Here is a 24704-nt window from a genome sequence, read left to right as displayed (position 1 = left end):
GCAGTGGCTTGACCTTGACCCAGGGTCAAGGCTGCAGGCTCTCCACATGGCCCCTCCGAGGGGCCGGACAGCCACCACGGCCTCCGCGGCCGCCGGGGGAACCCACACCGTGAACAGGGGATTCATCATGAGCACGAGCAACAACAACGGCTTCTCCGACGCAGGTCTGATCCGACTGCGCGAGGTGCTGGCACGGCACGTGGAGTCCAAGAAGATTCCCGGCCTCGTCGCGCTGGTCGGCCGCGGCGGCCGGACGCACGTCGAGGCGATCGGGACGATGCGTCACGACGGCGGCCCGCCGATGCGCCGGGACACGATCTTCCGGATGGCGTCCGCGTCCAAGCCGGTCACGATGGCGGCGGCGATGGTCCTGCTCGACGAGTGCCGGCTGCGGCTGGACGACCCGGTGGACCCGTGGCTGCCCGAACTCGCCGACCGGCAGGTGCTGAGGCGGCCCGACGGACCGCTGGACGACACCGTGCCGGCGCAGCGGCCGATCACCGTACGGGACCTGCTGACCTCCACCTTCGGGCTCGGAGTGGACTTCGAGTCGATGGCTTCCCCGATCCGGGCCGCGACCTTCGAGCGCCTCGACTACAGCGTGGCATCCGGGCCGGCGCCCGGGCCGGACGAGTGGATGCGGCGCCTCGGCGAGCTGCCGCTGCAGTACCAGCCCGGGGTGCGGTGGCAGTACGACCTCAGCAACGAGGTGGTCGGTGTGCTCGTCTCCAGGGTCGCGGGCCGGCCGTTGGAGGCGTTCCTGCGCGAACGCGTCCTCGATCCGCTGGGGATGAAGGACACCGCCTTCCACACGCCCGCAGACAAGATCGACCGCCTGCCGCCCCTGTACGGGCCCGACCCGCAGACCGGCGAGTTCCTCGTGTGGGACGAGGCGGCGGGCGGCAGGGCGAGCACGCCTCCCGCGTTCCAGGGCGCCGGGGGCGGGCTGGTCTCCACCGCCGACGACTACCACGCCTACTTCCGGATGCTGCTGAACCACGGGATGCACGGGAACGAACGGATCCTGTCCCGCGCCGCCGTCGAGCTGATGACCACCAACCGTCTCTCGCCCGGTCAACTGGCCGCCCGGGAAGCCATGTTCTCCCATGTCGCCCACCTGTCCTGCGGCCAGGGCTCGCAGGGCGGCTGGGGCTTCGGGATGGCGGTGCGCACCCATCGCGGGGACCACGCCCCCGCCGGCCAGTTCGGCTGGTTCGGCGGTACGGGCACCAGCGTCTACGCGGACAGGACCAACGAGCTCACCGGAGTGCTGCTCACCCAGGTCGGGCTGTCCACCCCGGATTCTCCGCGCGCCATGAGCGACTTCTGGACCACGCTCTACCAGGCCATCGACTGACGTCGGCGGACGACGGGCTCACGGCCGGTGCGCGGCCAGCCAGCCCTCGGCGTAGGCGACGGCTTCGGCCAGCGCGAACAGCCGGACCTCCGCGCCGCCCACCGTGCCCCGTACCACCGGACGGTCCTCCTCGAAGTCGGCGCCCAGGGCGTCGAAGTCGTCCGAGGAGACCGGCGTATCGCGCACCGTCGTCCAGCGGCGGCCCTGCGGGGTCATGAAGGCGAAGGAGTTGTCCACCTCCGGACCCGGAACCCGGTATTCGGCGAGGTGGAAGGCCGTGCAGGAGTCGAAGCCCGCGCCCAGCAGCAGGATCCGCGCCCCGGCCTCCTCCAGCCGGGCGAGCGGGCTGCGCTCGCCGAGCCGGCATTGCGGCGCGTGGCCGTCCGTGAGGGTGGCGGCGCGCGGGCCCAGCGCGGCGAAGGAGGTCTGCGGATGGCCGCTGCGGATGGCGCCCGGCCAGGTGCGGACGGCCTCCGGGACGGCGCCCATGCCGCGGGTGGGCGTGGTGCGTGCGTCGAAGGGCGGCATCGAGGCACGGATCTGCGCCCACCACGCTTCGGGCACCGGCGGGTTCCCCCAGTCCGCCGGATCGGAGTTGTCGCCGGAGTGCGTCGGGACCACCAGGGTCCCCGTATCCCCGAGGACATCGAGCAGCGCCGTGACCACCGTGGCGGCGCCGCCGCAGACCCAGCCGAGCGAGCTGAGGGAGGAGTGCACGAGCAGGGTCTCGCCTGGGCGCAGGCCGAGCGTGCGCAGCTCGGCGGCGAGCGAGTCGCGCGTACAGAGGGGCCCGGTCTGAAGGTTCATGGACACAAGGGGTCAGTGTCGGGGCCACGGCGCCCCGGCACCACCGGTTTGCCGGACACCGCGGCCCGCCCCGTCGTCGTGGGCGCTTCCCATCGGGGGAATCAGGAGCAGCACCAGCGCGGCGAACGCGCCCGTCCACGTCCCCGGCGTGCTCGTGTGATCTCGTTCTTGTCCGTCGACGGTCGTGCCGGCCGGCTCGGCGCCCGGTGCTCGGACGGGGGCACCTCACGAAGAAGGCGGGCAGGTTCTTTGAGATCCGGATGGTTCACCGCCTGCGCCCTCTCGGCCGCCTGCGTGTGGGCGGCCCTGCCGGGCGCCGCGCCCGCGCCTGCCGCGCCCGCCCCGCCGGCGCCCTTGGGCGGGCTCCGCTCCGCGCAGGCGTACTGGACGGCCGACCGCATGGCCTCGGCCGTGCCCGTCGACGCCGCCCGGAGCCGGGCCGCGGCCACCGCGCACGCGCCCTCGGGTACTGCGACGGGCATCCACTTCGACGGCATGCCGATGGTGGGCACCTTCTTCTACCGGCAGACCGGGATCGGCACGGCGGACACCTCCTGCACCGGCAGCGTCGTACGCAGCAGGGGCAAGAGCATGGTGCTCACAGCGGGGCACTGCGCGGCCGGCATGGGGCGCCCGGAGAACCGCGCCGTCTTCGTGCCGCGCTACCGCCACGGCAAGACCGCCGCCGCCCAGCCGTTCGGCATCTTCCCGGTCAAGGCCGAGGGCGGCGTCTACACGGACCCCCGCTACCGGTCGCACAGCAGGGCCGCCGTGTCCGACCTGGACCTCGCCTTCGTCCTCGTCGAGCCGAACGGCAGGGGACGGATCGAGAAGGTGACCGGGGCGCTGACCTTCACGCCGGTGAGCACGTACGAGCACGAGGTCACCGTGGTCGGCTACCCGTCCGCCTCCCGCGTGAACAAGGACCACAAGCCCGTCCGGTGCGATGTGCCCACCACCCGGCTGAGCGGCTTCCGGCAGCTGCGGATGGTGTGCAAGGGGTTCTACGGCGGTGTGTCCGGCGGCCCCTGGATCAAGGACTACGACCCCGCGCGCCGCACCGGCAAGGTCATCGGCAACACCGGCGGCTACCACGGCGGCGGCAACGACTCCTGGGTGACGTACGCCCCCTTGTACGGCAAGGACGCCCGGGACCTGTACGAGGACGCCGACACGGGCCGCGACCCCGCCGCCCTCTCCCGGCCGCCCTACCGGGGTTCCGGGGACGGCCTCCCGCTGCCCGGCTCCGGGGAGCTGTGGACCCATGCCAGGGCGATGGCCTCCGGCGATTTCACCGGCAGCGGCCGCAGCAGCCTGCTCGTGGTGTGGACGGACGGCGAGGTGACCCTCTTCCCCGGTGACGGCCGGGGCGGCTTCCTGCCGGAGCGCCGCCTCATGGCACCGAACGCGGGCTGGAAGGCGGTCGCCACCATCACCGCGGGCGACTTCACCGGCTCGGACCAGTTCGACCTCATGGTCCGCCGGAAGGACGGCCGGATGACCCTGCACGCCGACGTCGGCTCCCACGGCCTGGGCCGCGTCACCGAGATGGCCCCCTCCGGCTCCGTCTGGAGGCACGCCACCCAGATCGCCGCCGGACGCTTCAACGCCTCCACCTACGTCACCGACCTCGTGGTCCGCTGGTCCGACGGCGAACTCACCCTCCACACCGCCGTGGGCGCGGGCACCTTCGGCCGGGAGCACCGGCTCAAGGGCCCCGGCCCCGCCTGGAAGGGCGCCGCCCTGCTCGCCGCCGGGCAGTTCTCCGGCAACCGGAAGTGGGACCTCATGGTCCGCTGGTCCAACGGCGCGCTCGTCAGCCACACCGGCATCACCACCCGCGGCCTCGGCGGCGCAAGACCCGTCCGCGGCCCGAACCGCACCTGGCCCCACAGCGCCCTCATGACCGCGGGCCGGTACACCGGTGACGGTCTCACCGACGACCTCGTCGTCCGCTGGAGCGACGGCGAGACCAGCCTCTACGAGGACACCCGCACGAACGGTCTCGGCACCGAGCGCATGCTCGTCCCGCCGAGGGCTTCGTAGGGCTGTCGCGCGCGGCTTGCCGCCGGGGCCCCGGAAGCGGAATGGATCATGGCTCCTGCCGGGGCGCCGTCACGGCGCCTCCGCCCAGTCGCCTGCGCCGGCCCGGTGGCCCCGGTGCCCGTCGAGCAGGGTCCGCAGCCGCCTTCGGCCGCGGTGCAGACGGGAGTTGACGGTGCCGCACGGAATGCCGACCAGCTCGGCGATCTGCTCGTACGGCAGTCCCTCGACGTCGGCCAGGTAGACGACGGTCCGGAAGTCGCCCGGGATCGCCCGCAGCGCCTCGCTGATCACGGGGTCTGGTATCCGGTCCATGACCTGGGACTCCGCCGAGAGCAGCCCCCCGAAGGCGCGGGAGGCGGCGCTCGCGAGCTGCCACTCCTCGATGTCCGAGGCGTGCGCGAAGCGCGGACCCGCCTGCCGCTTGCGGTAGTCGGTGCGGAACACGTTGGTGAGGATCCGCAGCAGCCAGGCCCGCAGGTTGGTGCCGGGGCGGAACTGGTGGAAGCTGCGGTACGCCCGGACGTACGTCTCCTGCACCAGGTCCTCGGCATCGGCCGGGTTGCGGGTCAGCCGGGTGGCGTGGGCGTACAGCAGGGGCCGGTAGGCGACGGCGTCCCGCTCGAAGCGGGTCGAGCGCTCTTCGTCCGTCTCCGTGGCGGGAACCGTGGTCGTGTCGGTCATGAGTATCTGCGCTCCTGTACGGGCGGAGCCGGATTCGGCACACCGCGAGATGACATCCGGTTCCGCCTCGGCCCCCTGCACCCCTCGGGCACAGGTCAGGAGGTGCGGCGGCGGGAGGTGACGGCGAAGGCCACGCCGCCGAGTCCGATGACGATGCCGGCGATGCCGAGGGCCCGCGCGGTCGTGTCGGAGCCGCTCTCGGCGGCCGTGTCGTGACCCTCCTGGCCGTCCTTGTGCTCGGCGGCGGAGTTCTTCGCCTCGTCCGCCGGCTTCTTGGCGGCGGCGTCGTGGTGGTCGGCGCCGGCGGCGGTCAGCTTCAGGAGCGGAGCGGGGTTCTCCAGTTCCGCGGCGCCTTCCTTGGGCTCTTCGATCCAGCGGACGATCTCGCCGTTGTCGTAGGTCTGGATCGCCTTGAAGACCATCTGATCGGCGTTGTCGGGCAGCTTGCCGACGGAGACCGGGAACTGCTGGAACTTGCCGGCCTCGATCCTTCCGCCGGTCCAGGTGACCTTGGTGACGGCCTCGTTGATCTGCTTGCCGTGCACGGTGAGCGGCTTGTCGAGCTTGGTCTTCTCCACCTTCACGGTCCAGCCGGGAACGTCCTGCGGCATGACGGAGGACAGCGGCTGGTCGACGGGGAAGTTGACTTCCAGCTGCGTGGTCGAGGCGCCGTCGCGCTCGTTGGGGACCTTGAAGTTGAGCGTCGCGTAGCCGCCCTTGGCGGCCTCTCCGACGGGCTGCACGCCGACATGGGCGAAGGCGGTGCCGGAGAGGACGAGGACGGAACCCGCGGCGAGGGCGGCGGCGAAGGAGACGCGAGAGGTCTTCATGGCAGGAACACTCCACGGAAGCTGTGGTGACGGTGGCTCCGCACGCGGCGCGCACGGAGTTCGCGGCACCGAACGGATGCCGCGCCAGGCTGCGAGGGCGAACACCGTGGGCGGCCCGCGCCTGATCACCGTGTGCTGAAGTGCGTCCCCGCCCGTGCCTGCGGCCCCTCGGTTTTCGACCGAGGGGCCGCAAGCACGGGCAGGCGCGCTCTCAAACCCGAGCCGATCCTCTCCCCCGGGAACCAGCGGCCGTCAACCGCCCGGCAACCCGTCCCCCACCGTCACGCTCCCGCCGTCGGGCGCGCCTCAGCCCTCACGCTCCATCCCCGACAGCACCTCGGCCACCAGGGGCTCCGGAACCCCGGTGACGAGCTCCGCCCCGCGCGGGCCGTCCAGTACGAACGACAGCCCCGTGGTGGCCTTCTTGTCCAGCAGCATCAGGGCGATCAGATCCGCCACCGCCACCCCGGCGGGCAGCCGGTGCGGCAGCCCGTAGGCGAGTACGACGTCGAGGTGCTCGGCGACCCCCGCGGCGTCGATCCGGCCCAGCGCCCCCGCCAGCCGACCCGCGAACACGGTGCCGATGGCCACCGCCTCGCCGTGCCGCAGGGCGTAGTCCGTGGCACGTTCGAGCGCGTGGCCCAGGGTGTGGCCGTAGTTCAGGGTGTGCCGCAGCCCCGAGTCGCGCTCGTCGGCCGCCACGATCCGGGCCTTGCAGGCCACGCTCGCCGCGATCTGCTCGACGAGCGGCAGCCCCCGCAGGTCCCCGGCCCCGATGAAGTTGGCCCGGGCGATCTCCCCGTAGCCGTTCGTCCACTCCCGCTCCGGGAGGGTCCGCAGGAAGTCGGTGTCGCACAGCACCGCGGCGGGCTGCCAGTACTGGCCCACCAGGTTCTTGCCCTGCGGCAGGTTCACCGCGGTCTTCCCGCCGACGCTGGCGTCCACTTGGGCCAGCAGGGTCGTGGGCAGGTGGATCACCGGCAGGCCCCGGTGGTAGAGCGCCGCCGCCAGGCCCACCGAGTCGGTGGTCGTACCGCCGCCGACCGAGACGATGGCGTCCGCGCGGCTGAGCCCGTAGTCGGCGAACGCCCGGCACATGCGGTCCACGGTCGCGAGCGTCTTGTCCACCTCGCCGTCCCGGGCCTCCAGATGGAGGGTGGGCACCCCCGTTTCCGGCAGGGTGTCCCGGGGCCGGGCCGACACCACGGCCACGCGGCGCGCGCCCGTCGCGGCGATGGCATCGGCGAGCAGGTGGCGTACGCCGGAACCGATGTGGACCGGGTACGAACGGTCGCCCAGCTCCACGTCGATCCGCCGACGGGTCTGTGTGTCCGTGGTGGGCACGGCCGTCGCTGCAGTCACTGCAGTCACAGTGAGAGGTCCTTTCCGATCCGGTGTGATGCGGCCCGCGGCCGGCGGCCTTTCAGGCCGACTGGAGCGCGCGGGCTCCGCTGGCGCTGAGCACCTCGGTGACCGGCGCCCCTGCCGCGAGGGCGGCCCGCAGGGCACGCGCGGCCAGGGCACCGGTCTGCACCGGGATGCCCAGGCGGTCATGGGTGAGCTGAACGTGGTCGTAGAGCAGGTAGTTCACCGGCACCCCGCCCTCCTGGGGGTCCTCGATGACCGTCCGCACGGCCGGTACGTAGCGGTCCCACAGCAGGACGTCGCCGGCCAGTGGCCGGACGATCAGGTCGGCGCCGTAGGCGTCCGCCTCCGCGGCGAGCTCCAAGCGCCCGGCCGGCTCCAGCCGGTCGGTGCCGAACTGCCAGAAGTGGAAGAGGAACGCCGCCCGGTCCCCGGGGGCGGTAAGGGCGCTGAGGTGCCACAGGTGCTGGGTCGCCAGCCGCAACTGCTCCGACGCCGCCAGCTCGCCGTCCTGGAGCAGGGTCAGCGCGAACTCGCTGGACTCGGTGGCGAGCTGGTCCGCGACCCGGATGACCTGATGGGTGCCGTACTTGCCGGTGGGCGGCTCGTACCGATCGGTGATCATGGGCCGGTTGTACGCCGCCGTGAGCGAGCGCAGGCGCCGCTCCAGGTCCCGCAGCACCTCCCCGGTGGAGTGGAAGGACAGGGTGAGGTCCGCTCCGGTGCCCGGACCCGGGCGGGTGAACTGCCAGTGCCCCCCGGGGTCCGCGGTCCGCAGACGGCTCACCAGATCGGCGACCGTCGTGGAGACGACCCGGGATACATGATCCTCGGAGCGGCTCCTCATCGGATTCGGCAGGCGGATGAAAAGCCATTGACGGGTCATTGCAGAATCCACCTCGGGGGGAGTTCCGTGAAGTTCCTGGGCCTCGCCGAGGGTAGTTGTCGCGCTTCTTTGTATTTCCGTTCAGTGCCCAATTGGTCACGCCGGGGGGAAACATAGGGATGACATAGGGGGGAGCCCTAGGGCCCTGCCCGGAAAAGCACGCGGCCCTCCCGGATCCTGCCCGGCGGACCCGGTGGTGGCGCGGTTACCGCCCAGTGGTCCGCCCTGCGGAAACTCACGTGAATGAGCGGTATCAAGGGTTACCTCGGGATGGACGTCGGCGGCACCAAAGTCGCCATTCGGGTGGAAGGCGACGGGGCGGAACCGTACGAGACCACCTTCCGATGGCGCACCGACGACGGCGTGCGCGCGGACATGAAGAAGCTCGCCGCGTGCCTGGAGGACCTCCCCGGTCACTGGCCCGGCCCGATCATCGCGGCGGGCATCGCCATGCCCGCCACCCTGGACGGGGACGGCCGGGTGACCGCCTGGCCGAACCGCCCCGGCTGGCGGGGCCTGGACCTGCGCTCCGAGCTCCGCCGGATGCTGCCGGGCACCACGGTGGCCTGCGCGGACGACGGGGATGTCGCCGCCCTCGCCGAAGCCCGGGCCGCGGGCATCGAGGACGTGGTCTACCTGGGGATCGGAACCGGGGTCGGCGGCGGAGTGGTGCTCGGCGGGTCCCTCTGCCCGGGCGCCGAGCGGGGATCCTGCGAGATCGGCCACCTGATCGTCGACCGCTCCGGCACGCGCTGCGACTGCGGCCGCCAGGGCTGCGTTCAGGCCTTCGCCTCCGGACGGGCGATCCTGCGCCGGGCCGCCCGGCTGCGCGGGGAGGAGTACGTGAGCTACGAGGAGCTGCGCGAGGCCTGGCAGGCCGCCGTGCCCTGGGCCGTGCTCGCGGTCGACGAGGCCTGCGCCGCCCTCGCGGCGGCCGCGGTCGGCACCAACGAGCTGTTCCGGCCCAGCGCCGTCATCATCGGCGGCGGTTTCGCCGACGGACTGCCCGGCTTCGTCCCCACCGTCGAGCGCCACACCCGCCGGCTGGCCCGGGCAGGTCATCCCGCGCCCCGCATCCGGCCCGCGTTGCTCGGCGGACTCTCCTCCCTCCACGGTTCGATCCTGCTGGCCCGCGGTGTGACGGCCGGCGCGAGCCCCGCCGACGCGCAGCAGGCGCTGGTCTGATGGCACCGGACTCCGTGACGACGGCGGCCGGGCCGGCCCGCCCCGCCCGCCCGGCCGCCGTCGCCCGCCCGCCGCGCCCGCTCCGCCGGGACCGCCACACGTCCCTCGTCCGCGCCCTGGCCGTGCTCACCACGACCATCGCGGTCCTCGCGGCCATGGCGGGCACCGCGCTGTGGCAGGAGCGCGTGGCTGCCCGCGAAGCGGTCCCCCGCGCGAGCGCCGAGGCCGGAGGTGTGCGGACGCAGGTCCGCCAGGCCGCGTGGTCGACCATGGCCAACCACCACACGGACGACGGCTTCCAGATGCCCTCCTCGATGATGCCGGGCGCGCCGGAAGGCGACGACCAGCGGATCGGAGTGCCCGTCACCCTCGTCAACACCGAGGACGAGCCGACCGGGTTCAGCGTCGCGGAGGAGTTCTTCCTCATCGGGGGCAAGGGCGGCCGGGGCCGTGCGGACGGCGCCGGCAAACCGGTGCCGCTGCACTCCGACACCATCGGCGAGCTGCCCCGGCTGGCCGCCGGGAGCGCCGTACGGGGAGTCCTGTACTTCGACATCGAGCCCCCGGAGCCCGGCGACCCGCCCCTGCGGGTGTTGTGGAAGCGCGACGGCGAAACGCGGCAGCTGACCGTCTCCCTCACCGGCGACCCGGCCCACGGCCACTGAAGCGCCACCCACGGAGCGCCGCCACCGAAGCAACGCGGCCGAACCGCCGCCACCGGACCGGCGCCACGGAACGCACGACCACCGAACCCCACCCGGCCGCCGCGCTCCGCGCGGCTTCCCCCTTTCCGACCCAAGCACGAACAAGGGAGTCACCTCGCCATGCGTGACACATCCGCCGCGCCCGATTTCGGGCCGGTGCGCGGATGGACCGGCCGACCACCCGAGGACCAGGCGTTCGCAGCCTTCAGGTCCCGGATGCTGCTGGCCGTCGTCCTCGCACTGGGAACAGCGGCTTGGCAGCACTGGGCCGTGTACGGCAGAGGGGGACCATGGGTCTCTCATCTGCCGTTCCTCGTTTTCGACGTTCTCCTGGTGCTTCCGCTGGCAGGCCTCGGCGTCCGGCTGTCCGGCCTCGCGGCCGACCGGCTCGGGCTGCTCCCGGACACCCTGCGCACCTCGCTCTTCAAGGCCTCGGTCGTCGCGGTCACCATGACCGCCGGCTTCGTGCCGCTGGCCGCCGTCCAGGCCGCCGCCCACAAGGTGATGGCGCCCGTCGCCGGACACATCCACGGCACCGAGGCGATGCCCGCGCGGGAAGCGGGCGCGCTGCTGCGGTACGGGGTGGACCAGGCGCTCCAGGTGGAGGCGGCGATCCTGCTGCTCGCGCTCGTCGGGGCGGTCCTGACCGAGCTCTCGCCGCGCGCCCTGGCGCGGAGCCTGTACGCGGTCCTGCGCAGGCCCCGCACCTGGGTGCTCGCGCTGCGGCACACCGTGAGTGCCCTTCTGCTGGCCGCGCTGCTCGCGCCCACGGGCGCCGCGGCCCAGCCCGACGAGGCCTCGGACGGTGAGGCCGGCAGCTGCGCCACCTCGCCCCAGCGGGTGTTCGACGTCCACGCCATCGACGTGGACATCACCGTGGACCGGTTCGGGGACCACGACCCGTACGGCTACATGTACGTCCTCGCCGACCGGGAGGGCGCCGTACGCGAGCAGGAGGCCGCACTGCGCCGGGCCTCGGCGCTCGACAAGGAGGACCCGACGGCCGCGAAGGTGGCCACCGGGCTGGGCCAGGACCCGATCCAGCCGCTCGTGATGCGCGCCCGCCTCGGCGAGTGCGTGGTCATCAACCTGACCAACAAGCTGCAGAAGGCTCCGCGTTCCGGCTCGCTGGGCAACCCCGCGGTGGTCCAGCCGGGCGGGGTCCCGGCCGTCTCCGTGGACCTGGCCGGCGTCGCCTACGACGCGGCCGGCGGAGCGGGCGGCCAAGAGGTCGGCAAGAACCCGGCGTCCCTGGCCAAGCCCGGTGAGACCCGCCAGTACCGCTACTACCTCGACCCGGCCATGGGCGAGGGCACCAAGGTCTTCCGCAGCGGCGGCGAGTCCACGCAGCTGACGTCCCACGGCCTGTTCGGCGCGCTGATCGCGGAACGCGCCGGCGCCCGCTGGTACGACCCGGTCACCGGCGCCGACCGGACCGAGGACAACAAGTGGAGCAACTGGGAGGCCATGGTCCGCCCGCCCACGGGGACCAGCTTCCGCGAGTTCGCCCTGATCTACCACGAGATCGGCGACGAGACCTTCAACCTGCGCAGGCCGCTGCGCGAGAACGACGAGGGCATCCCGATCGGCGGTGACACCGGCATCCCCGTGGGCGACCAGATCGAGTACGGCCGTCCGCTGCCCATGATCGACCTGCGTCCGCCGACGCCGACCATCCCCAACGAGGGCGGCGGCGGCACCAAGGTGTACCGGCCGGGCAGCCGCGGCATCAACTACCGCAGCGAGCCCTTCTACCGCCGTCTCCAGCTGGAGGCCGCGCGCGGGGCCGAGGTCCAGAAGGCGAACAAGTCGCTGGCCTACAGCTCGTACACCTATGGCGACCCGGCCACGCCCATGCCGCGCTCCTACCTCGGCGAGCCCACCAAGACGCGGCTCGTGCACGCGGGCGCCGAACAGCTGCACGTGCACCACGTGCACGGCGGTGGCACCCGCTGGCGGCTCAACCCCGGTTCGGACAACACGGACATGGACGCGGGCCTGACCAAGACACCGATCCAGAACGCCAAGTCGATCCGGCTGGACTCGCAGACGGTCAGTCCGATGGAGAGCTTCAACCTGGAGCACGAGTGCGGCGCCGGAGGCTGCCAGCAGGCGGCCGGCGACTTCCTCTACCACTGTCATATAGGCCAGCACTACGTCGCCGGCATGTGGGGGATGTGGCGCGTCTTCGACACGGCGCAACCCACGCTGGCCCCGCTACCGGGCAAGACGCCCCTGCAGGAGGGGGTCGACTCCTCGCAGCTGATCGGCCGGACGATCCAGGGCAAGACCGTGGTCCTGGCGAAACACCTGACCAGCCCATCGACGCAGATCACGCTGGAATCCCTGGTCGAGGGCAGTCTCCCGCCGCAGGGCACCCGCTGGAACGCCGGCAGCGGGCCGGACCCGGACGACGCGACGGTCTGGGACTGGCAGAAGGGCGGCACCGAGGACGCGCCGGTCTACCTCGGCGAGCCCGAGACCAGCGCCGTATGGGCCAACTTCAAGTCCGAATCCCCAGGTGAGCGGCCGACGATCCGGTTCAACCCGCGCACCGGCAAACCGGCCTACCCGCTGCTGCGCCCGCATCTGGGCCAGCGTCCGCCGTTCGCCCCCAACGGGCACGCGGGAGCGCCGGGCGTGGGCGAGACGGTCAGTGACAAGAATCCCGGCGGCCTGTGCCCCAAGGACGCCCGGGTACGCCGCTACGACGTGACGGCCGTGCCCGTGTCCCTCCAGTCCACCGACCGCGAGGTCGACAAGGACGGTGAGGTCTTCGTCCTCAACGAGGACAAGAAGGACGTCCTCGAGGGACGCAAGCCCGTCGACCCGCTGGTGATCCGCTCCAACGTCGGCGACTGCGTGGCGATCACCTTCGGCAGCGAGCTGAAAGCGAGTGTGCAGAGCAAGGTCAACATGCACACTCACCTGGTCCAGTTCGACCCGCTGGCGTCCGACGGCGTCGTCGCCGGCTTCGCCTTCGAGCAGGCCGTCTTCGCCACCTCGCGCGAGAACCGCTCGCTGACCTCCGTGGACGCCCCGGACCGGATCACCGTGTCCGGAACGGACAAGCTGCGGACCGGCATCTCCATCGGCATCGGAGTCGGCCGGGACACCATCGAGGTCAGGAAGATCGTCGGGATCGAGGGCAACCAGCTCGTCTTCGACCAGCCCCTGACCAAGCAGCACACCGCCGGCGAGCCGGTGACCGTCGAGTTCGTCCAGTACCGCTGGTACTCGGACGTGGACTCGGGCACCGTCTTCTGGCACGACCACGTCGACGCGGTGGCCTCCTGGGCGCACGGCCTGTTCGCCGCCCACATCATCGAGCCCAAGGGGTCGACCTACCGCGACCCGGTCACCGGCAAGGAGGTCAACAGCGGCACGATCGTCGACATCGTCAACACCTCCGGCGGCTCCGTCGGTGTCGGCCAGTCCGGTTCCTTCCGCGAGTACACCGTCTTCCTCCACAACGGGCGAAGAGGCAGGAGCGAGCTCTACACACCACCCGGACCGGGCCTGAACCCCTTCAACAACGGACAGGAGTGCGAGGAGGGCTCCATCAACCTCAGAGCCGCGCCACTCGGTGAACGAACACCACCGGGTGCCACCCCCGCCGACCCCACGACCACCGACCAGCGCCAGGAGTACAACGGAGCGCGCTGCCGCAACGCCTTCAGCCGTGCTCCCGACGACCCCGCCAAGCCCGACGCGAACACCGCGCGGGCGACGGTGACCACCGTCGATCCGTACGTCTTCTCCTCCGTCAAGTACGGAGACCCGAGGACCCCGCTCCTGCGTGCCTACGCCGGCGACCCGGTGGTCGTGCGCACCATCGGCGTCAACGACCGCGCCGAAGCCCTGCGCATCCAGGGCCACCGGTTCCGCATGGAGCGGTTCAACAAGGGCGGCCAGCTGATGGACGCCGCGACCACGGGAATCTCCGAGCGGTTCGACTACGTCTTGGACGGCGGGGCGGGCGGTCCCTCGGCCTCGCCGGGCGACTACCTGTACTACAGCACGCGCACCTTCGCGATGGAGAGCGGCGCCTGGGGCATCTTCCGGGTGCACGACCGGCTGCAGAGCGATCTGAAGCCGCTGCCCGGGCGGACCGCGCCCCCGACGGGAGCGGGCTTCCCCAAGCAGGTCGCGGCCACCGGCAACACCCAGGTCACGCCGGGTCCCGATCCGGCGGCCGCCTACACCGCGGACGGCAAGCCCGACGCCTCCGTGGTCACGTCCACGGCCGCGTCCTGCCCGAGCACGGCCCGCGTCCTGAAGTACGACGTGTCCGTGATCAACATGACGCTGCCGACAGCGCCGTTCCAGGACACCGGCGGCGTGGTCTACGCCCTCTCCTCGGACGTGGACGCGCTCAAGAGCGGCGCCAAGAAGCTCGAACCGCTCGTGCTGCGGGCGAACAAGGGCGACTGCGTGTCCATCACCCTGAACAACAGGACGGACCCCGGTTCGCCGTACGGGGGCACCCGGGCCGGCTTCGACCTCGCCAAGCTGACGCGCAACCAGCAGCTGGCGAGCGGCGCCGCGGTGGGTCTGAACCCGGACACCACGGTGGCGGCCGGGAAGTCGCTCACGTACACCTTCCACGCGGACACCGAGCTCGGCTCCTCGCTCTTCCAGAACCTGGGGAGCACGGCCTCGCTGCGGCACGGCGCCTACGGAATGCTGATCGTCGAGCCGGCCGGGTCCACCTGGTCGGACAGCGCGACGGGCGCACCGCTCACCGCGACGAGGACCAGCACGGAAGCGATCATCAGGGTGCCGGGCGGCCGCAAGTTCCGGGAGTTCGCCCTGCTGATGCAGAGCACCGACCAGCAGTTCTCGCGCAGCATCCTGCCGTACGGGGACCAGGTCGCGGGCAACGGCGTGAACCCGGCGGAGGCCTTCAACCGGCCCGTCGCCCCGATCCCCGGCGCGCCGCCGGGCACCGCGGGCAACACCGGCTCGTTCGACAAGGGATACAGCCACTTCAACTACCACAGCGAGCCCCTCACCAAGCGGCTCGGGCTGACGTCCTACGTCAACAACTTCCCGAGCGCGCCGGTCATCGGCTCGTACGGGTCGGCGTTCTCCTCGGATCCCTACGGAGACCCCGCGACACCCGTGTTCCGGGCCAACTCCGCAGACCCCGTGGTCTTCCGGGTCGGGGTGGGAGCTTCCGACCAGTTCCACTCCTTCACCGTCGGCGGTCACAGCTTCCCGCTCGAACCGGGCATGGAGGGCTCCCAGAAGATGTCCGCCCGCACCGTCACCGCAGGTGAGACGGTGGACGCACAACTGGGTGCGGCCGGCGGGCGGTTCCGCTACACAGGGGACTACCTCGTGTCCGATGCGAGGCAGCCGTTCGCGGCGGCCGGCATGTGGGGGCTCCTGAGGGTGACTCCGACCGGCTCCCCCGGCGCTCCGGCGCCCTTGTAAGGAGAACGTTGTGCTGTGCTTTCCCGGGGGACACACCCCCAGCCCTCTGCGGTGGATAGCGCGTGCACTGGTTCTGATGACGGTTGTCGCCGGGATGGCTCTTGCCGTCCCGGCGCAGCCGGCTCAGGCCCACGCACAGCTGCTGTCCTCGTCCCCCGCCAACGGAGAGCGGCTGGCGACCGCCCCCTCCGAGGTGACCCTGACCTTCAGCGAGGGCGCCTCCCCGGTCGAGGGGGGCATGCGACTCGACGGCCCGCGGGGGGACGTCGAACTCGGTGGTGCCCGCAACGACCCGGCCGCGCCCGACAAGATCGTCGTACCGCTGCCCGGCACGCTGAACGAGGGCGTCCACACCCTCACCTGGCGGGTCGTCTCGGCGGACTCGCACCCCATCTACGGAGTGATCGTCTTCGCCGTCGGCTCGGCGGAGCTGGGCGAACTGCCCGCCGCCGGGGCCGGCACCGATGCCGACCCCACGGTCCGCGCCGTCTTCACCGGCCTGCGCTGGCTGGGCTACGCCGCCCTCGGCCTGCTCGGCGGCGGCGCGGTCTTCCTGCTCTTCTGCTGGCCCGCCGGGTGGGCCCGCACCCGGCCCCGGCGGCTGCTGGCCGGCGCCTGGGCCGCCGCCCTGGCCGCGGCCGCCGGCGTGCTCCTGATCCAGGGACCGTACGCGGCCGGCCGCGGGCTCGGCGCTCTCCTCGAGCCCAGCCTGCTGGGCTCGACGGTGGAGACCGACTTCGGCCGGTACGTGCTCGGCCGGATCGGGCTGCTCGCCGTCGCCGGACCCCTCCTGCTCCTGGCCGTTCGCGGCGGGGGCCGTACCGGCGGGGCGGCCCGCCGGGCCCTGGCGGTGACCGGCGCCGTGCTGCTGCCCGCCACCTGGCTGGGGACCGGCCACGCGAACGCCGAGGGGGAACTGCTCGTATCGGCGGCGGACCTGCTGCACACCTCGGCCATGACCGCGTGGTTCGGCGGTCTGGCCTTCCTCCTGCTGAGCGTCGTACGGCGCAAGGCGCCGCTGCCGGCGGACCAAGTCGGCACGGCGCTGCGCCGCTTCTCCTGGATCGCCGGCACGGCCGTGCTCGTCCTGACGGTCACCGGGATCTACCGTGCCTGGCGCGGGGTGGGCAGCGTGCAGGCGCTCACCGGCACCTCCTACGGGACCCTGCTCGTCCTCAAACTCGCCGCGGTCGGGGTGCTCGTGTGGGGCGGTGCGCTGTCCCGGTCCGTCGTGCGCCGCCGCTACGCCGCCACGCCCGCCGCCGCGGTCACGGAGAAGGTCCTGGCGGCCGTCGGCGGGCCGTCCGCCCCGGCGGCCTCCGCCACCGGCCGGACCACGCCCCGCGCCGAGGCCGAACGGGAGCGGTCGGCGCGCCGCCAGCTCCGGTGGTCGCTGCGCGTGGAAGTGGCCTTCGCGGTCGTGGTCCTCGCCTTCACCGCCGTCCTCGTGGCCACGCCGCCCGGCTCCCGGCCCGCGGCGCCCGTGCCCACGGCGCAGCGCGTCGAGGTCAAGTTCACCGGCGGCAGCGCCAGGATCGTTCTGGACCCGGCCCGGGCCGGCGCCGACGCCCGGCTGACCGTACGGATCAGTGATGCCAAGGGCGCGGTCCGGGACGTCCCCGAGGTCTCCGCCGCGCTGCGGCAGGCCTCCGGCGGCCCCGACGCGATGCGGTTCGCCCTCACCCGCCAGGGTCCCGGGGAGTTCTCCACGTCCAACGTCATCCTGCCCGTGGCCGGCGTCTGGAAGGTCGAGCTGAAGGTGCGCACCACGGACATCGACCTGCAGACCGTCGAGTCGGAGCTGCGCGTGCGGTGAGCGGTGAGCGGTGAGCAGCGCACGGCGAAAGGCCAAGGGCCCCGGACGAGTCCGGGGCCCTTGGCCTTGGTGCGCCGATGCGGGGATCAGCAGAGGATGGAGCCGGGGTGCGCGAAGAAGCCGAAGGGGTCGTACTTGTCCTTCACCCGCTTCAGGCGGTCCAGGTTGCCGCCGTAGTTCGCCGAGCCCCATGAGCGGATCTTGGTGGAGTTCGGGAAGTTGATGTACGCACCGCTGTCGACGGGAGCGAGCGCGGTGCGGCCCGCGTCGGCCCAGCCGCCGAGGTCTCCCACGAGCGCCTCGTTGTCGACGCCGCCCTGGAAGCCGAAGAGGAACTGCGCGCTGCGGTGCGGGAAGGCGGTCGCCGACGGGCTGACGTCGTTGGCCGCGCCGCCCAGCGCCTGGACGATCAGGAAGCGGTGCATCAGGCTGCCGGAGTTGGTGTTCCACGCCGAGAGCAGGCCGGCCGCCTCCGAGGTGGTGGTCACCCGCGAGGTCAGCGCGTAGCTCTGGCGCTGGAAGGGCGTACGGCCCAGCACGGCCTCGGGGTTGCGGCCCACGCGGTCGCACTGGTCGTCGGTCAGGTCGCCGCAGCCGTACAGGCTGCGCATGGCGTCCGAGTAGCCCATGTCCGACACGGTGCGGGAGAGCGGCGCGGCGCCGATGCGCGTCGCGAGGTCGTTCAGCGCCTGCTCCAGCGGTGCCTGCGCACCGTGGTAGCCACCGTAGATCTTCACGACCGGGGAGCCGGTGTACGGCGGGATGACGACGAGCGAGCTGCCGAGGTCGCGCGAAGCGCCGATGGTCCACTCCTGCCAGGCCTTCAGTGCCGTGGCCGCGACGTCCCAGGACCAGATGGTCTCGAACTTGACCAGCCGCGGCGCGTCGATCGGCCGGACCTCGAAGTCGACGACGATGCCGAAGTTGCCGCCACCGCCGCCGCGCAGGGCCCAGTACAGGTCGGAGTTCTGGCCGGCGGACGCCTTCACGATGCGGCCGTCGGCCAGCACCACCTTGGCGGACACCAGGCGGTCCGCGGCCAGGCCGAACTTCTTGGTCTGGAAGCCGACACCACCGCCGGAGATGAACCCGCCGGCGCAGACGGTCGGGCAGGTGCCCGTGACGATCTGCTTGTTGTACGGCTTGAGCGTGGCCAGGGCGTCCACGGACTGGGTGCCCGGGCCGACCTGGACGGTGCCGCCGCTGTTGACCGTCGCGTGGTTGATCCGCGAGACGTCGACGATCAGCACCTGGTCGCCGCTGGACCAGCCGTTGAGGTTGTGGCCGCCGCTGCGGACCCGGATCGGAAGGTCGTACTCCTGCGCGAACAGGACGGTCTTCTGCACGTCCTGGGCCGTCTCGCAGAACGCGATGGCGTCCGGGCTGAAGGCGTCGTACTGGCCGACCTGGAGCTGCTTGGCCTGACCGTAGGCGGCGTCGGCCGGCAGGACCAGGTCGCCCTGCAGGACGTCGCGCAGCTCGTTCCAGTTCTCGCCCAGGCCGAACGCGGTGCCCGCTCCGGTGCTGCCGACGACCGTAGCGGCCACGGCTATGCCGCCGCCGACCCGGAAGAGAGTACGTCGCGTAAGCAAGGTTCCTCCATTATCTGAGATGGGGATGGAACTAATGAAAATCTGTCGAACGTGAGAGACGAGAAACTCTCCGGAAGCCATTGGTGTTCATTCCCGCATTCCGCCGAGCCGGTCGGCACCCCACTGATCCCCCTATTTCCGGCGGGCCGGGGCCCGGTGCGGGAAAGAGGAGGATCGGCGGGAGGAGCGGGCCACCGGATTCACACGAGCTGCGACTGGCGTCCCAGCAGGCGCGGTTCCTGGTTGAGGATCGCGAGCTCGAGGTCCTGGAGTTCGCGCGTCGGGTCGAGTCCGTGGAAGTCGACGAGCGCCTGGCGGGTGCGGCGATAGGCGGCGAGCGCCTCGTACTGCCGGCCGCACCGGTAGAGCGCCAGCATCAGGTGGCGGCAGAGTCGTTCGCGCGTGGGTACGGCGGCGGCCATCTCTTCGAGTTCGCACACCAGCTCGTGGTGGCGGCCCAGTTCGAGGGCGGCCGTGGCCCAGTCCTCGTAGGCCGCGAGGCGCTCGCGCTCCAGCTGGGCGAAGGACGGCCAGTTGATACCGGTCTCGGCGAGGTCGGCGAGCACCGAGTCGCGCCACAGGCCCAGGCACTCGGCCAGGGTGTCGACGGCCACCTCCGGGAATCCGGCGGCGAGCTCACCGCGGCCACGGGCCGCCAGAGTCCTGAAACGGACCGTGTCGATGGTTTCTGGGTCGAGGTTCAGCTGGTAGCCGTGTGGAGCGGTGGCGAGGCGGACCCCGCGGCCCTCGACCCCGGGCTCCTCCAGGAGCCGACGGATGCCCGAGACCGCGTTCTGGACCATCTTGCGCGAGGTCATCGGCGCATCATCACCCCACAGGGCTTTGACCAGCCGACTTGTCGCGACAGCCTTGTTCGCGTTCAGCACCAGGTAGCCGAGTGTGGCCCGCTGGATGACCCCGCCCAGCGGCAGTGCCCGCTCGGCAGTGACCACTTCGAGTGGACCGAGAAGGTTGAACCGCATGATGCCCCCACTTCCTTACGGCTCTATCCAAAGCAACAACTAGATAAAACAAACCGGCGATGCCGTTTGTCAAGTCTCAGCCAGCGGGCAGCGCGCCACTGGAGGGGTGGAGGGAGCCCCGATCAGGACGGCCCAGACGGCCTCGACCTCCGGTTTTCTGGGGTGGTTTCACCGAAAAATGGGCACAAACGAGCCCGCCACCCATCCGCTCAGAGGGCGGGATGGGTGGCTAAAAAAACCACGGCAGCGGTACCTTTTCTTCACCAGCTCTTTGCTTCCAGCTCCTCGGCGAAGCGCAGCCAGTGGTCCGCGCACCGCCGGGCCGCCCGCGCGAGCGCCGCCGCGCGGTGCGCCGGCACGGCCAGGGCCAGCCGGCGCCATGTGGCCTCGTCGCCGATCGGGTGGGCGGCCAGCAGCTGCAGGAGCATCCGGCCCGCCTCCGAGCGCATCGAGGGGTCCTTGCGCATCTCCGACAGCACCGGCCCGCCCGCGGCCGCGGGGAGGGCCCCGAAACCGCGCCCTGCGGCCTCCCTGACCCGCTCCCCCGCCGGAGCCGCGCGGAGGCCGGGTCCGTGCGGGGCGGGGCCGTGCGGGGCCGGTCCGGGCTCCCCGGACGCGTGCGCTCTGGCCGCCCGGGCCTCGGCAGCCCGGGCCCTGGCCGCCTGCGCCTTGGGAGGCAGCGGGTCTTCGCCCTTGAGGATGCGGTCGCGCACGTCCTTGGCCGTGGAGGTGGCGATGCCCGCACGGTCGGCGATGGTCCGCAGCGAGGCCCCGGGATCGGTGGCGATCAGCCGGCTCGCCCGCAGCCGCCCCTCGTAGGCCGCGCGCACCGACCTCACCCGGCCGTCCCGGCCGACCCTCACATCCGACTGCCCGCCCGGCACCGCCGAACGACGCCTGATCACGGAGACCGTGGTCGCGGAGAGGCCCACTTGCACGGCTATCCGGCCGTCCGACCACTCGGGCCAGGCGCGCAGGACGCGTACGGTCGCGGCCATCCGGTCGGCCTGCGACAGCGGGAGGCCGTTTTCGAGGTTGAGCTTCACCGCGAGGGCGAAGAGCTCCTCCGCCCCGCCGTCGAGGAACTCCGCCTCGATGCTCTCATCGCCGCGCAGCCGGGCCGCCCGCAGCCGGTGCATCCCGTCGACGACCCGCATCGTGCGGCGGTCCACCAGGATGGGCGGCGTGTCCCCCCGGGCCGCGAGCAGCCGTACGTGCTCTTCGTCCTGTCCGCCCAGCCGGGGCGAGTCGGCTTCCAGCAGTGCGTCGAGGGCCACCGCGGCGCACCGCCCGCGGACGTGGCCCCCGGCCCCGGCCTGCTCCTGCGCCGGGCCGTACCCGATCGTGTCGAACACCTGGACCTCCATGACCTGTTGACTCCTCCGCGGAACGACCGGGAGCGTGCCGGATCCCCGCACGGGGATCGGCTCCCGCCGATGGCCGCATCAATCTGCGACAGAAAACATACCTGTTGCGCGGGTTGTTTTTGAGGTCTCGGAGGTGCCCAGTTCGTGGCATCCTCGGCCCGTCCGGCGCCGCCAGGGCATCACTGCCCGTATACGAAAAGGCCCGCGGCCGCACCACGGTGAGGTGGATGCGGCCACGGGGGCCGGGAACGCCGAGGGATCTGAAGAGCAGGAGGATTCCCGTACGCAAAGAAGGACGAGCCGGCCCGCCGGGCCTCTCACCCGGTACCGCACGCCGATCGCCGACCGGCCGGACGGGTACGCCCGTCCGGGGCCTCAGGCGTGCCGGACCCCCTCCTCGACGGCGCCGGAGGCCACCAGTTCGCCCAGGGCGGGCCCGTCCACGAGCCTCGGGAGCAGCAGCGCCCAGAAGCCCGTGACGGTGGCCTGCGAGAACCACCGCGGGTCCCGGCCGCCCAGGGTCTCGAACCCGGCGGCGGCGGCCACGACCGTGTTCGCCACGTCCCGGGCGTCGACCCCCTGCGCGAGGGAGCCCTCGCGCTCGGCCCGGCGCAGGACCTCCTCCACCCACTCCTGCCAGGTACGGCGCAGGTCCCGGGTGACCCGTACCCGTACCGGGTTCCAGCTCAGATCGAACCCGGCGCGCAGGATCACGTCCGACCGGAGCGCCCGGGTGAGGCAGTGCAGGGCGTCGATCAGCGCCTGGAGGGGGCGGCCGGCCGGCCGCGCCGTGATGTCGTCCAGCCGCTGGCCCGCCAGCAGGACGACCGCCTCCGCGAGCGCCTCCTTGTTGGGGAAGTGGAAGTGCAGTGCCCCGCTGCTCACTCCCGCCCGCGAGCTGATGGCCGCGAGCGAGACCAATTCGAAACCGTCCCGGCCGAACAGCTCGGCGGCCGACTCGATCAATGCGTTGCGCGTGCGTACCGCGCGTTCCTGTCTGGGCAAGGGGGCTCCGTCGCTCCGCAGTGGTTGCTGTGTCCGCGAGGGACGGCCCCCGATCGGCCCGTGCCGCAGCTCCCTCACACCCTCACTTTAACAAACCGCTGATGCGGTTTCTATACGCGGTCGAGGAGCACCCATCGAATCCACAGGAAGGAGCGGAGGCGAAGCGTCCGTACCCACCGGGCACAACGGAAAGGCTCCGCGGCCGAGTTCGCCGCGGAGCCTTCGGGCTCTGTACCGTCAGCCGTCCCCGGCGCGCCGCTCAGGCCCGGCGCAGCACCACGGGAAGGGCCGCGTAGCCGTTCAGCAGGAAGGTGGGCAGCGGCTCCAGCTCCTGCGCCGGGCAGCCGAGGGTCATGTCCGGGTAGCGCTCGAAGAGCGCGGCGAGGGCGGTGGTGGCCTCCAGCACGGCCAGCGGGGCGCCCAAGCAGCGGTGCACGCCGTGCCCGAATCCGAGGGTGTCGCGCCCGGTGCGCAGCAGGTCGAATTCCGCGGCCCGCGGCCCGTACCGCTCGGGGTCGCGGCCACCGGCCGCGAAGGAGACGAGGATGGGGTCGCCCTGCCCGATCCGGACCCCGTCCAGGTCGATGTCCTCCACCGCGAAGCGCATGGGCGAATAGCTCGCGGGGCTGTGGAGCCGCATGGTTTCGGCGACCACGTCCTCCCAGCCGGCCCGGCCCTCCCGTACGTGCGCGAGCTGCCCGGGACTGGACAGCAGCGCGCCCAGGGCGTTGGTGATGAGCGTGGACGTGGTGTCCTGGCCCGCCGCGATCAACAGGAAGAGGGAGCCGAGCAGTTCGGGTTCGGTGAGACCCTCGCCGTTGTCCCGGGCCTCGATCAGCGAAGAGGTCAGGTCGTCGCCCGGCTCGGCCCGCTTGGCCGCCACGTGCCCGGCCAGCAGACCGAAGGCGGTCATGCGCGCGGCTTCCATCTCGTCCGCCGGGACCGTGGTGCTGAACACGGTGCGCAGCGCGGCCGACAGGGCGACCCGCCCGGGTCCCCGCTCGACTCCGAACAGCTCGCATATCACCTGCAGGGGCAGCAGTTCCGCGAACGCGGAGCGCAGGTCGACGGGCTCGCCGGCCGGCACGGAGTCCAGTGCGTCGAGCAGCTCGACGGTCAGCTCCTCGACCCGGGGCCGCAGGGCCGCGGCCCGCCGCGCCGTGAACGCCGCCGCGACGAGGCGGCGCAGCCGGGTGTGCTCCTGGCCGTAGGCGAACAGCATGTTCTCGTTGGCCACCCAGGGATAGAGCGGCCACTCGGGCGTGATGCGCCCGTCGACGAACTCCGGCCAGTGCCGCCGGGCGTCCTTGGACACCCGCGGGTCGAGCAGCAGGCGCTCGACGTGCTCCTGTCCCACCACGGCCCAGGCGCGCACCCCGCCGGGGAGCTCCACCTCGACCGCCGGCGCCCGCTCCCGGAGCATCGCGGCCTCGCCCGCGATGTCCCGGCCCGCCACGTCCAGCGCGTACGGGCAAGCAACCATGTCCATCTGTGCACTCCGTTCGGTTGGTCCCTGCGTTTTCGTGCCCCACCACACCCACGCAACACCGAGGAGAACAACGTGCCCCCTCCCCCGTTCCGGCGGTCCGTTTCCGGACCGCCGGTCATCCGACCGGGCTCAGGCCCCGGCCGCCTCCGCCGCCGCTTGCGCCGCCTGGGCCTCGGCCTTCGCGTCGCGCTCCTTGACGGCCGCCTCGTACACGCGCTCCGCGCGGTCCGGGGCGAAGTCGAGGCGCACCAGCACGCCGGGCATGGCGATGGCGGTCAGCAGCGTCCGCATCAGGTCGGTCACCCGCTCCACCATGTCCGCGTGCCCGGTCATGATCTTCGAGAGCACCTGGACGCCGGTGAAGCTGCCCGTGAACATCTTGGCGGTGGACTCGATGTCGATGTGCGGAAGGAGCTCCCCGCACTCCTTCGCACGGGCGAGCACCGCCGCGTTGTGGTCGTTCCAGCCCTGCATGGGGATGCGCCGGTCCAGGCCGTCGATCACGGAACCCTGGTCCACGGTGAGCCGCACGCTCCCCCGTACCAGCGGGTCCCCCTTGTACAGCAGGTGGGCGAGGACCAGCGCCTCGTCCAGGCTCTGCTGGAGGAACAGGTCCGGCTCCGGTACCGGCGGCAGGGCTCCCACCTGCCCGGCCAGCACCGCCTGGGCGAGCTCTTCCTTCGAGGTGAAGTGGAAGTAGAGCGCTCCCTTGGTCACCCCGGATCTCTTGAGCACCTCGGAGATCGTCGCGGCCTCGTAGCCGACCTCGTCGAACAGCTCTGCCGCCGCGACCAGGATCTTCTGCCGTGTACGAATGGCTCGCTCTTGCCGCGCCATACATCCTCCGCTGCCACTCGGGCCAAGAACAAACCGCTAGGTTCGGACTCTCCCCGTGCTCACATTGCGTGATATCCACGCAACACTCCGACATCATCACTGGTCAGCCTTTACGCCGACAAGCTCCCTCCGACTATAGCGTCCACATTTCGAGAAAGAAACCAGGTCACCGGTTTTTCATACGAACCCCTCTTGAAAACAAAACCGGTACGTCCGTATCTTTGCCCCTGCGCAACCTGTACTTCGGTTCCTAACGGGGGATGGTCCGATGTTCGCACTGACGCTTGAGTACGAGGAAACCATCAGAAGAAGCGG

The 24704-nt window shown here is 71.9% G+C and carries 17 protein-coding genes; 6 read left to right on the top strand and 11 right to left on the bottom strand.

Going from position 1 to position 24704, the window contains the following annotated elements; genetic code table 11:
• The first annotated feature begins 127 nt into the window (after positions 1-127).
• Complete coding sequence (locus tag OG276_RS39320; RefSeq protein ID WP_266914388.1) at positions 128-1357, top strand: serine hydrolase; 1230 nt, start codon at positions 128-130, stop codon at positions 1355-1357.
• Positions 1358-1375: 18 nt separating this feature from the next.
• Here OG276_RS39320 and OG276_RS39315 read toward each other — a convergent pair whose 3' ends face one another.
• Positions 1376-2164, bottom strand: a complete 789-nt coding sequence (locus OG276_RS39315) for an aminoglycoside N(3)-acetyltransferase (RefSeq protein ID WP_266914387.1) — start codon at positions 2162-2164, stop codon at positions 1376-1378.
• Positions 2165-2413: 249 nt separating this feature from the next.
• Between OG276_RS39315 and OG276_RS39310 the strand changes: the two genes are divergently transcribed.
• Positions 2414-4210, top strand: a complete 1797-nt coding sequence (locus tag OG276_RS39310) for a serine protease (RefSeq protein WP_266914386.1) — start codon at positions 2414-2416, stop codon at positions 4208-4210.
• A 69-nt stretch (positions 4211-4279) separates the two neighbouring features.
• Here the strand turns inward: OG276_RS39310 and OG276_RS39305 are convergent, their stop codons facing one another.
• The 4 genes from OG276_RS39305 to OG276_RS39290 form a co-directional block, all read right to left on the bottom strand.
• The gene (locus OG276_RS39305; protein ID WP_266914385.1) at positions 4280-4891 is read right to left on the bottom strand and encodes a sigma-70 family RNA polymerase sigma factor; all 612 of its coding nucleotides are present in this window, start codon (positions 4889-4891) and stop codon (positions 4280-4282) included.
• Positions 4892-4986: 95 nt separating this feature from the next.
• Complete coding sequence (locus OG276_RS39300) at positions 4987-5721, bottom strand: YcnI family protein (protein ID WP_266914383.1); 735 nt, start codon at positions 5719-5721, stop codon at positions 4987-4989.
• A gap of 306 nt (positions 5722-6027) precedes the next feature.
• Positions 6028-7083: a 3-dehydroquinate synthase gene (locus OG276_RS39295; protein WP_266914381.1), complete on the bottom strand. Its 1056-nt coding sequence runs from the start codon at positions 7081-7083 to the stop codon at positions 6028-6030.
• Between the two features lie 61 nt (positions 7084-7144).
• Positions 7145-7972 carry a lantibiotic dehydratase C-terminal domain-containing protein gene (locus OG276_RS39290; RefSeq protein WP_266914379.1) on the bottom strand — a complete coding sequence of 276 codons (828 nt, stop codon included), beginning with the start codon at positions 7970-7972 and terminating at the stop codon, positions 7145-7147.
• Between the two features lie 243 nt (positions 7973-8215).
• Here OG276_RS39290 and OG276_RS39285 point away from each other — a divergent pair, with 243 nt between their 5' ends.
• From OG276_RS39285 to OG276_RS39270, 4 genes are all read left to right on the top strand, one after another.
• The gene (locus tag OG276_RS39285) at positions 8216-9157 is read left to right on the top strand and encodes an ROK family protein (RefSeq protein WP_266914377.1); all 942 of its coding nucleotides are present in this window, start codon (positions 8216-8218) and stop codon (positions 9155-9157) included.
• Positions 9157-9822 carry a hypothetical protein gene (locus OG276_RS39280; protein WP_266914375.1) on the top strand — a complete coding sequence of 222 codons (666 nt, stop codon included), beginning with the start codon at positions 9157-9159 and terminating at the stop codon, positions 9820-9822. Before OG276_RS39285 ends, OG276_RS39280 begins: the two co-directional genes overlap by 1 nt.
• Positions 9823-9981: 159 nt before the next feature.
• Positions 9982-15300, top strand: a complete 5319-nt coding sequence (locus OG276_RS39275) for a hypothetical protein (protein WP_266914373.1) — start codon at positions 9982-9984, stop codon at positions 15298-15300.
• Positions 15301-15376: 76 nt separating this feature from the next.
• Positions 15377-17116 (top strand): copper resistance protein CopC, encoded by a 1740-nt coding sequence (locus tag OG276_RS39270; RefSeq protein ID WP_266914371.1) that lies wholly within the window; start codon positions 15377-15379, stop codon positions 17114-17116.
• Between the two features lie 86 nt (positions 17117-17202).
• On the opposite strand, the gene OG276_RS39265 is transcribed toward OG276_RS39270, so the two are convergent.
• The 6 genes from OG276_RS39265 to OG276_RS39240 form a co-directional block, all read right to left on the bottom strand.
• The gene (locus OG276_RS39265) at positions 17203-18708 is read right to left on the bottom strand and encodes an FAD-binding oxidoreductase (protein WP_266914369.1); all 1506 of its coding nucleotides are present in this window, start codon (positions 18706-18708) and stop codon (positions 17203-17205) included.
• A gap of 200 nt (positions 18709-18908) precedes the next feature.
• Positions 18909-19691, bottom strand: coding sequence for an AfsR/SARP family transcriptional regulator (locus OG276_RS39260; protein ID WP_266914367.1), 783 nt, complete (start codon positions 19689-19691; stop codon positions 18909-18911).
• 260 nt (positions 19692-19951) lie between these two features.
• The gene (locus tag OG276_RS39255) at positions 19952-21058 is read right to left on the bottom strand and encodes a ParB/RepB/Spo0J family partition protein (RefSeq protein ID WP_266914365.1); all 1107 of its coding nucleotides are present in this window, start codon (positions 21056-21058) and stop codon (positions 19952-19954) included.
• Positions 21059-21433: 375 nt separating this feature from the next.
• Positions 21434-22063: a ScbR family autoregulator-binding transcription factor gene (locus OG276_RS39250; protein ID WP_266914363.1), complete on the bottom strand. Its 630-nt coding sequence runs from the start codon at positions 22061-22063 to the stop codon at positions 21434-21436.
• Positions 22064-22322: 259 nt separating this feature from the next.
• The gene (locus tag OG276_RS39245; RefSeq protein WP_266914361.1) at positions 22323-23552 is read right to left on the bottom strand and encodes a cytochrome P450; all 1230 of its coding nucleotides are present in this window, start codon (positions 23550-23552) and stop codon (positions 22323-22325) included.
• Positions 23553-23681: 129 nt separating this feature from the next.
• Positions 23682-24389, bottom strand: coding sequence for a ScbR family autoregulator-binding transcription factor (locus tag OG276_RS39240; protein ID WP_266914359.1), 708 nt, complete (start codon positions 24387-24389; stop codon positions 23682-23684).
• Positions 24390-24704: the final 315 nt, after the last annotated feature.

Source organism: Streptomyces sp. NBC_00086 (genome assembly GCF_026343255.1).
Lineage (GTDB): Bacteria > Actinomycetota > Actinomycetes > Streptomycetales > Streptomycetaceae > Streptomyces.
The sequence above is the reverse complement of the archived record's forward strand: the minus strand, read 5'-3'. Positions and strand labels throughout refer to the sequence as shown.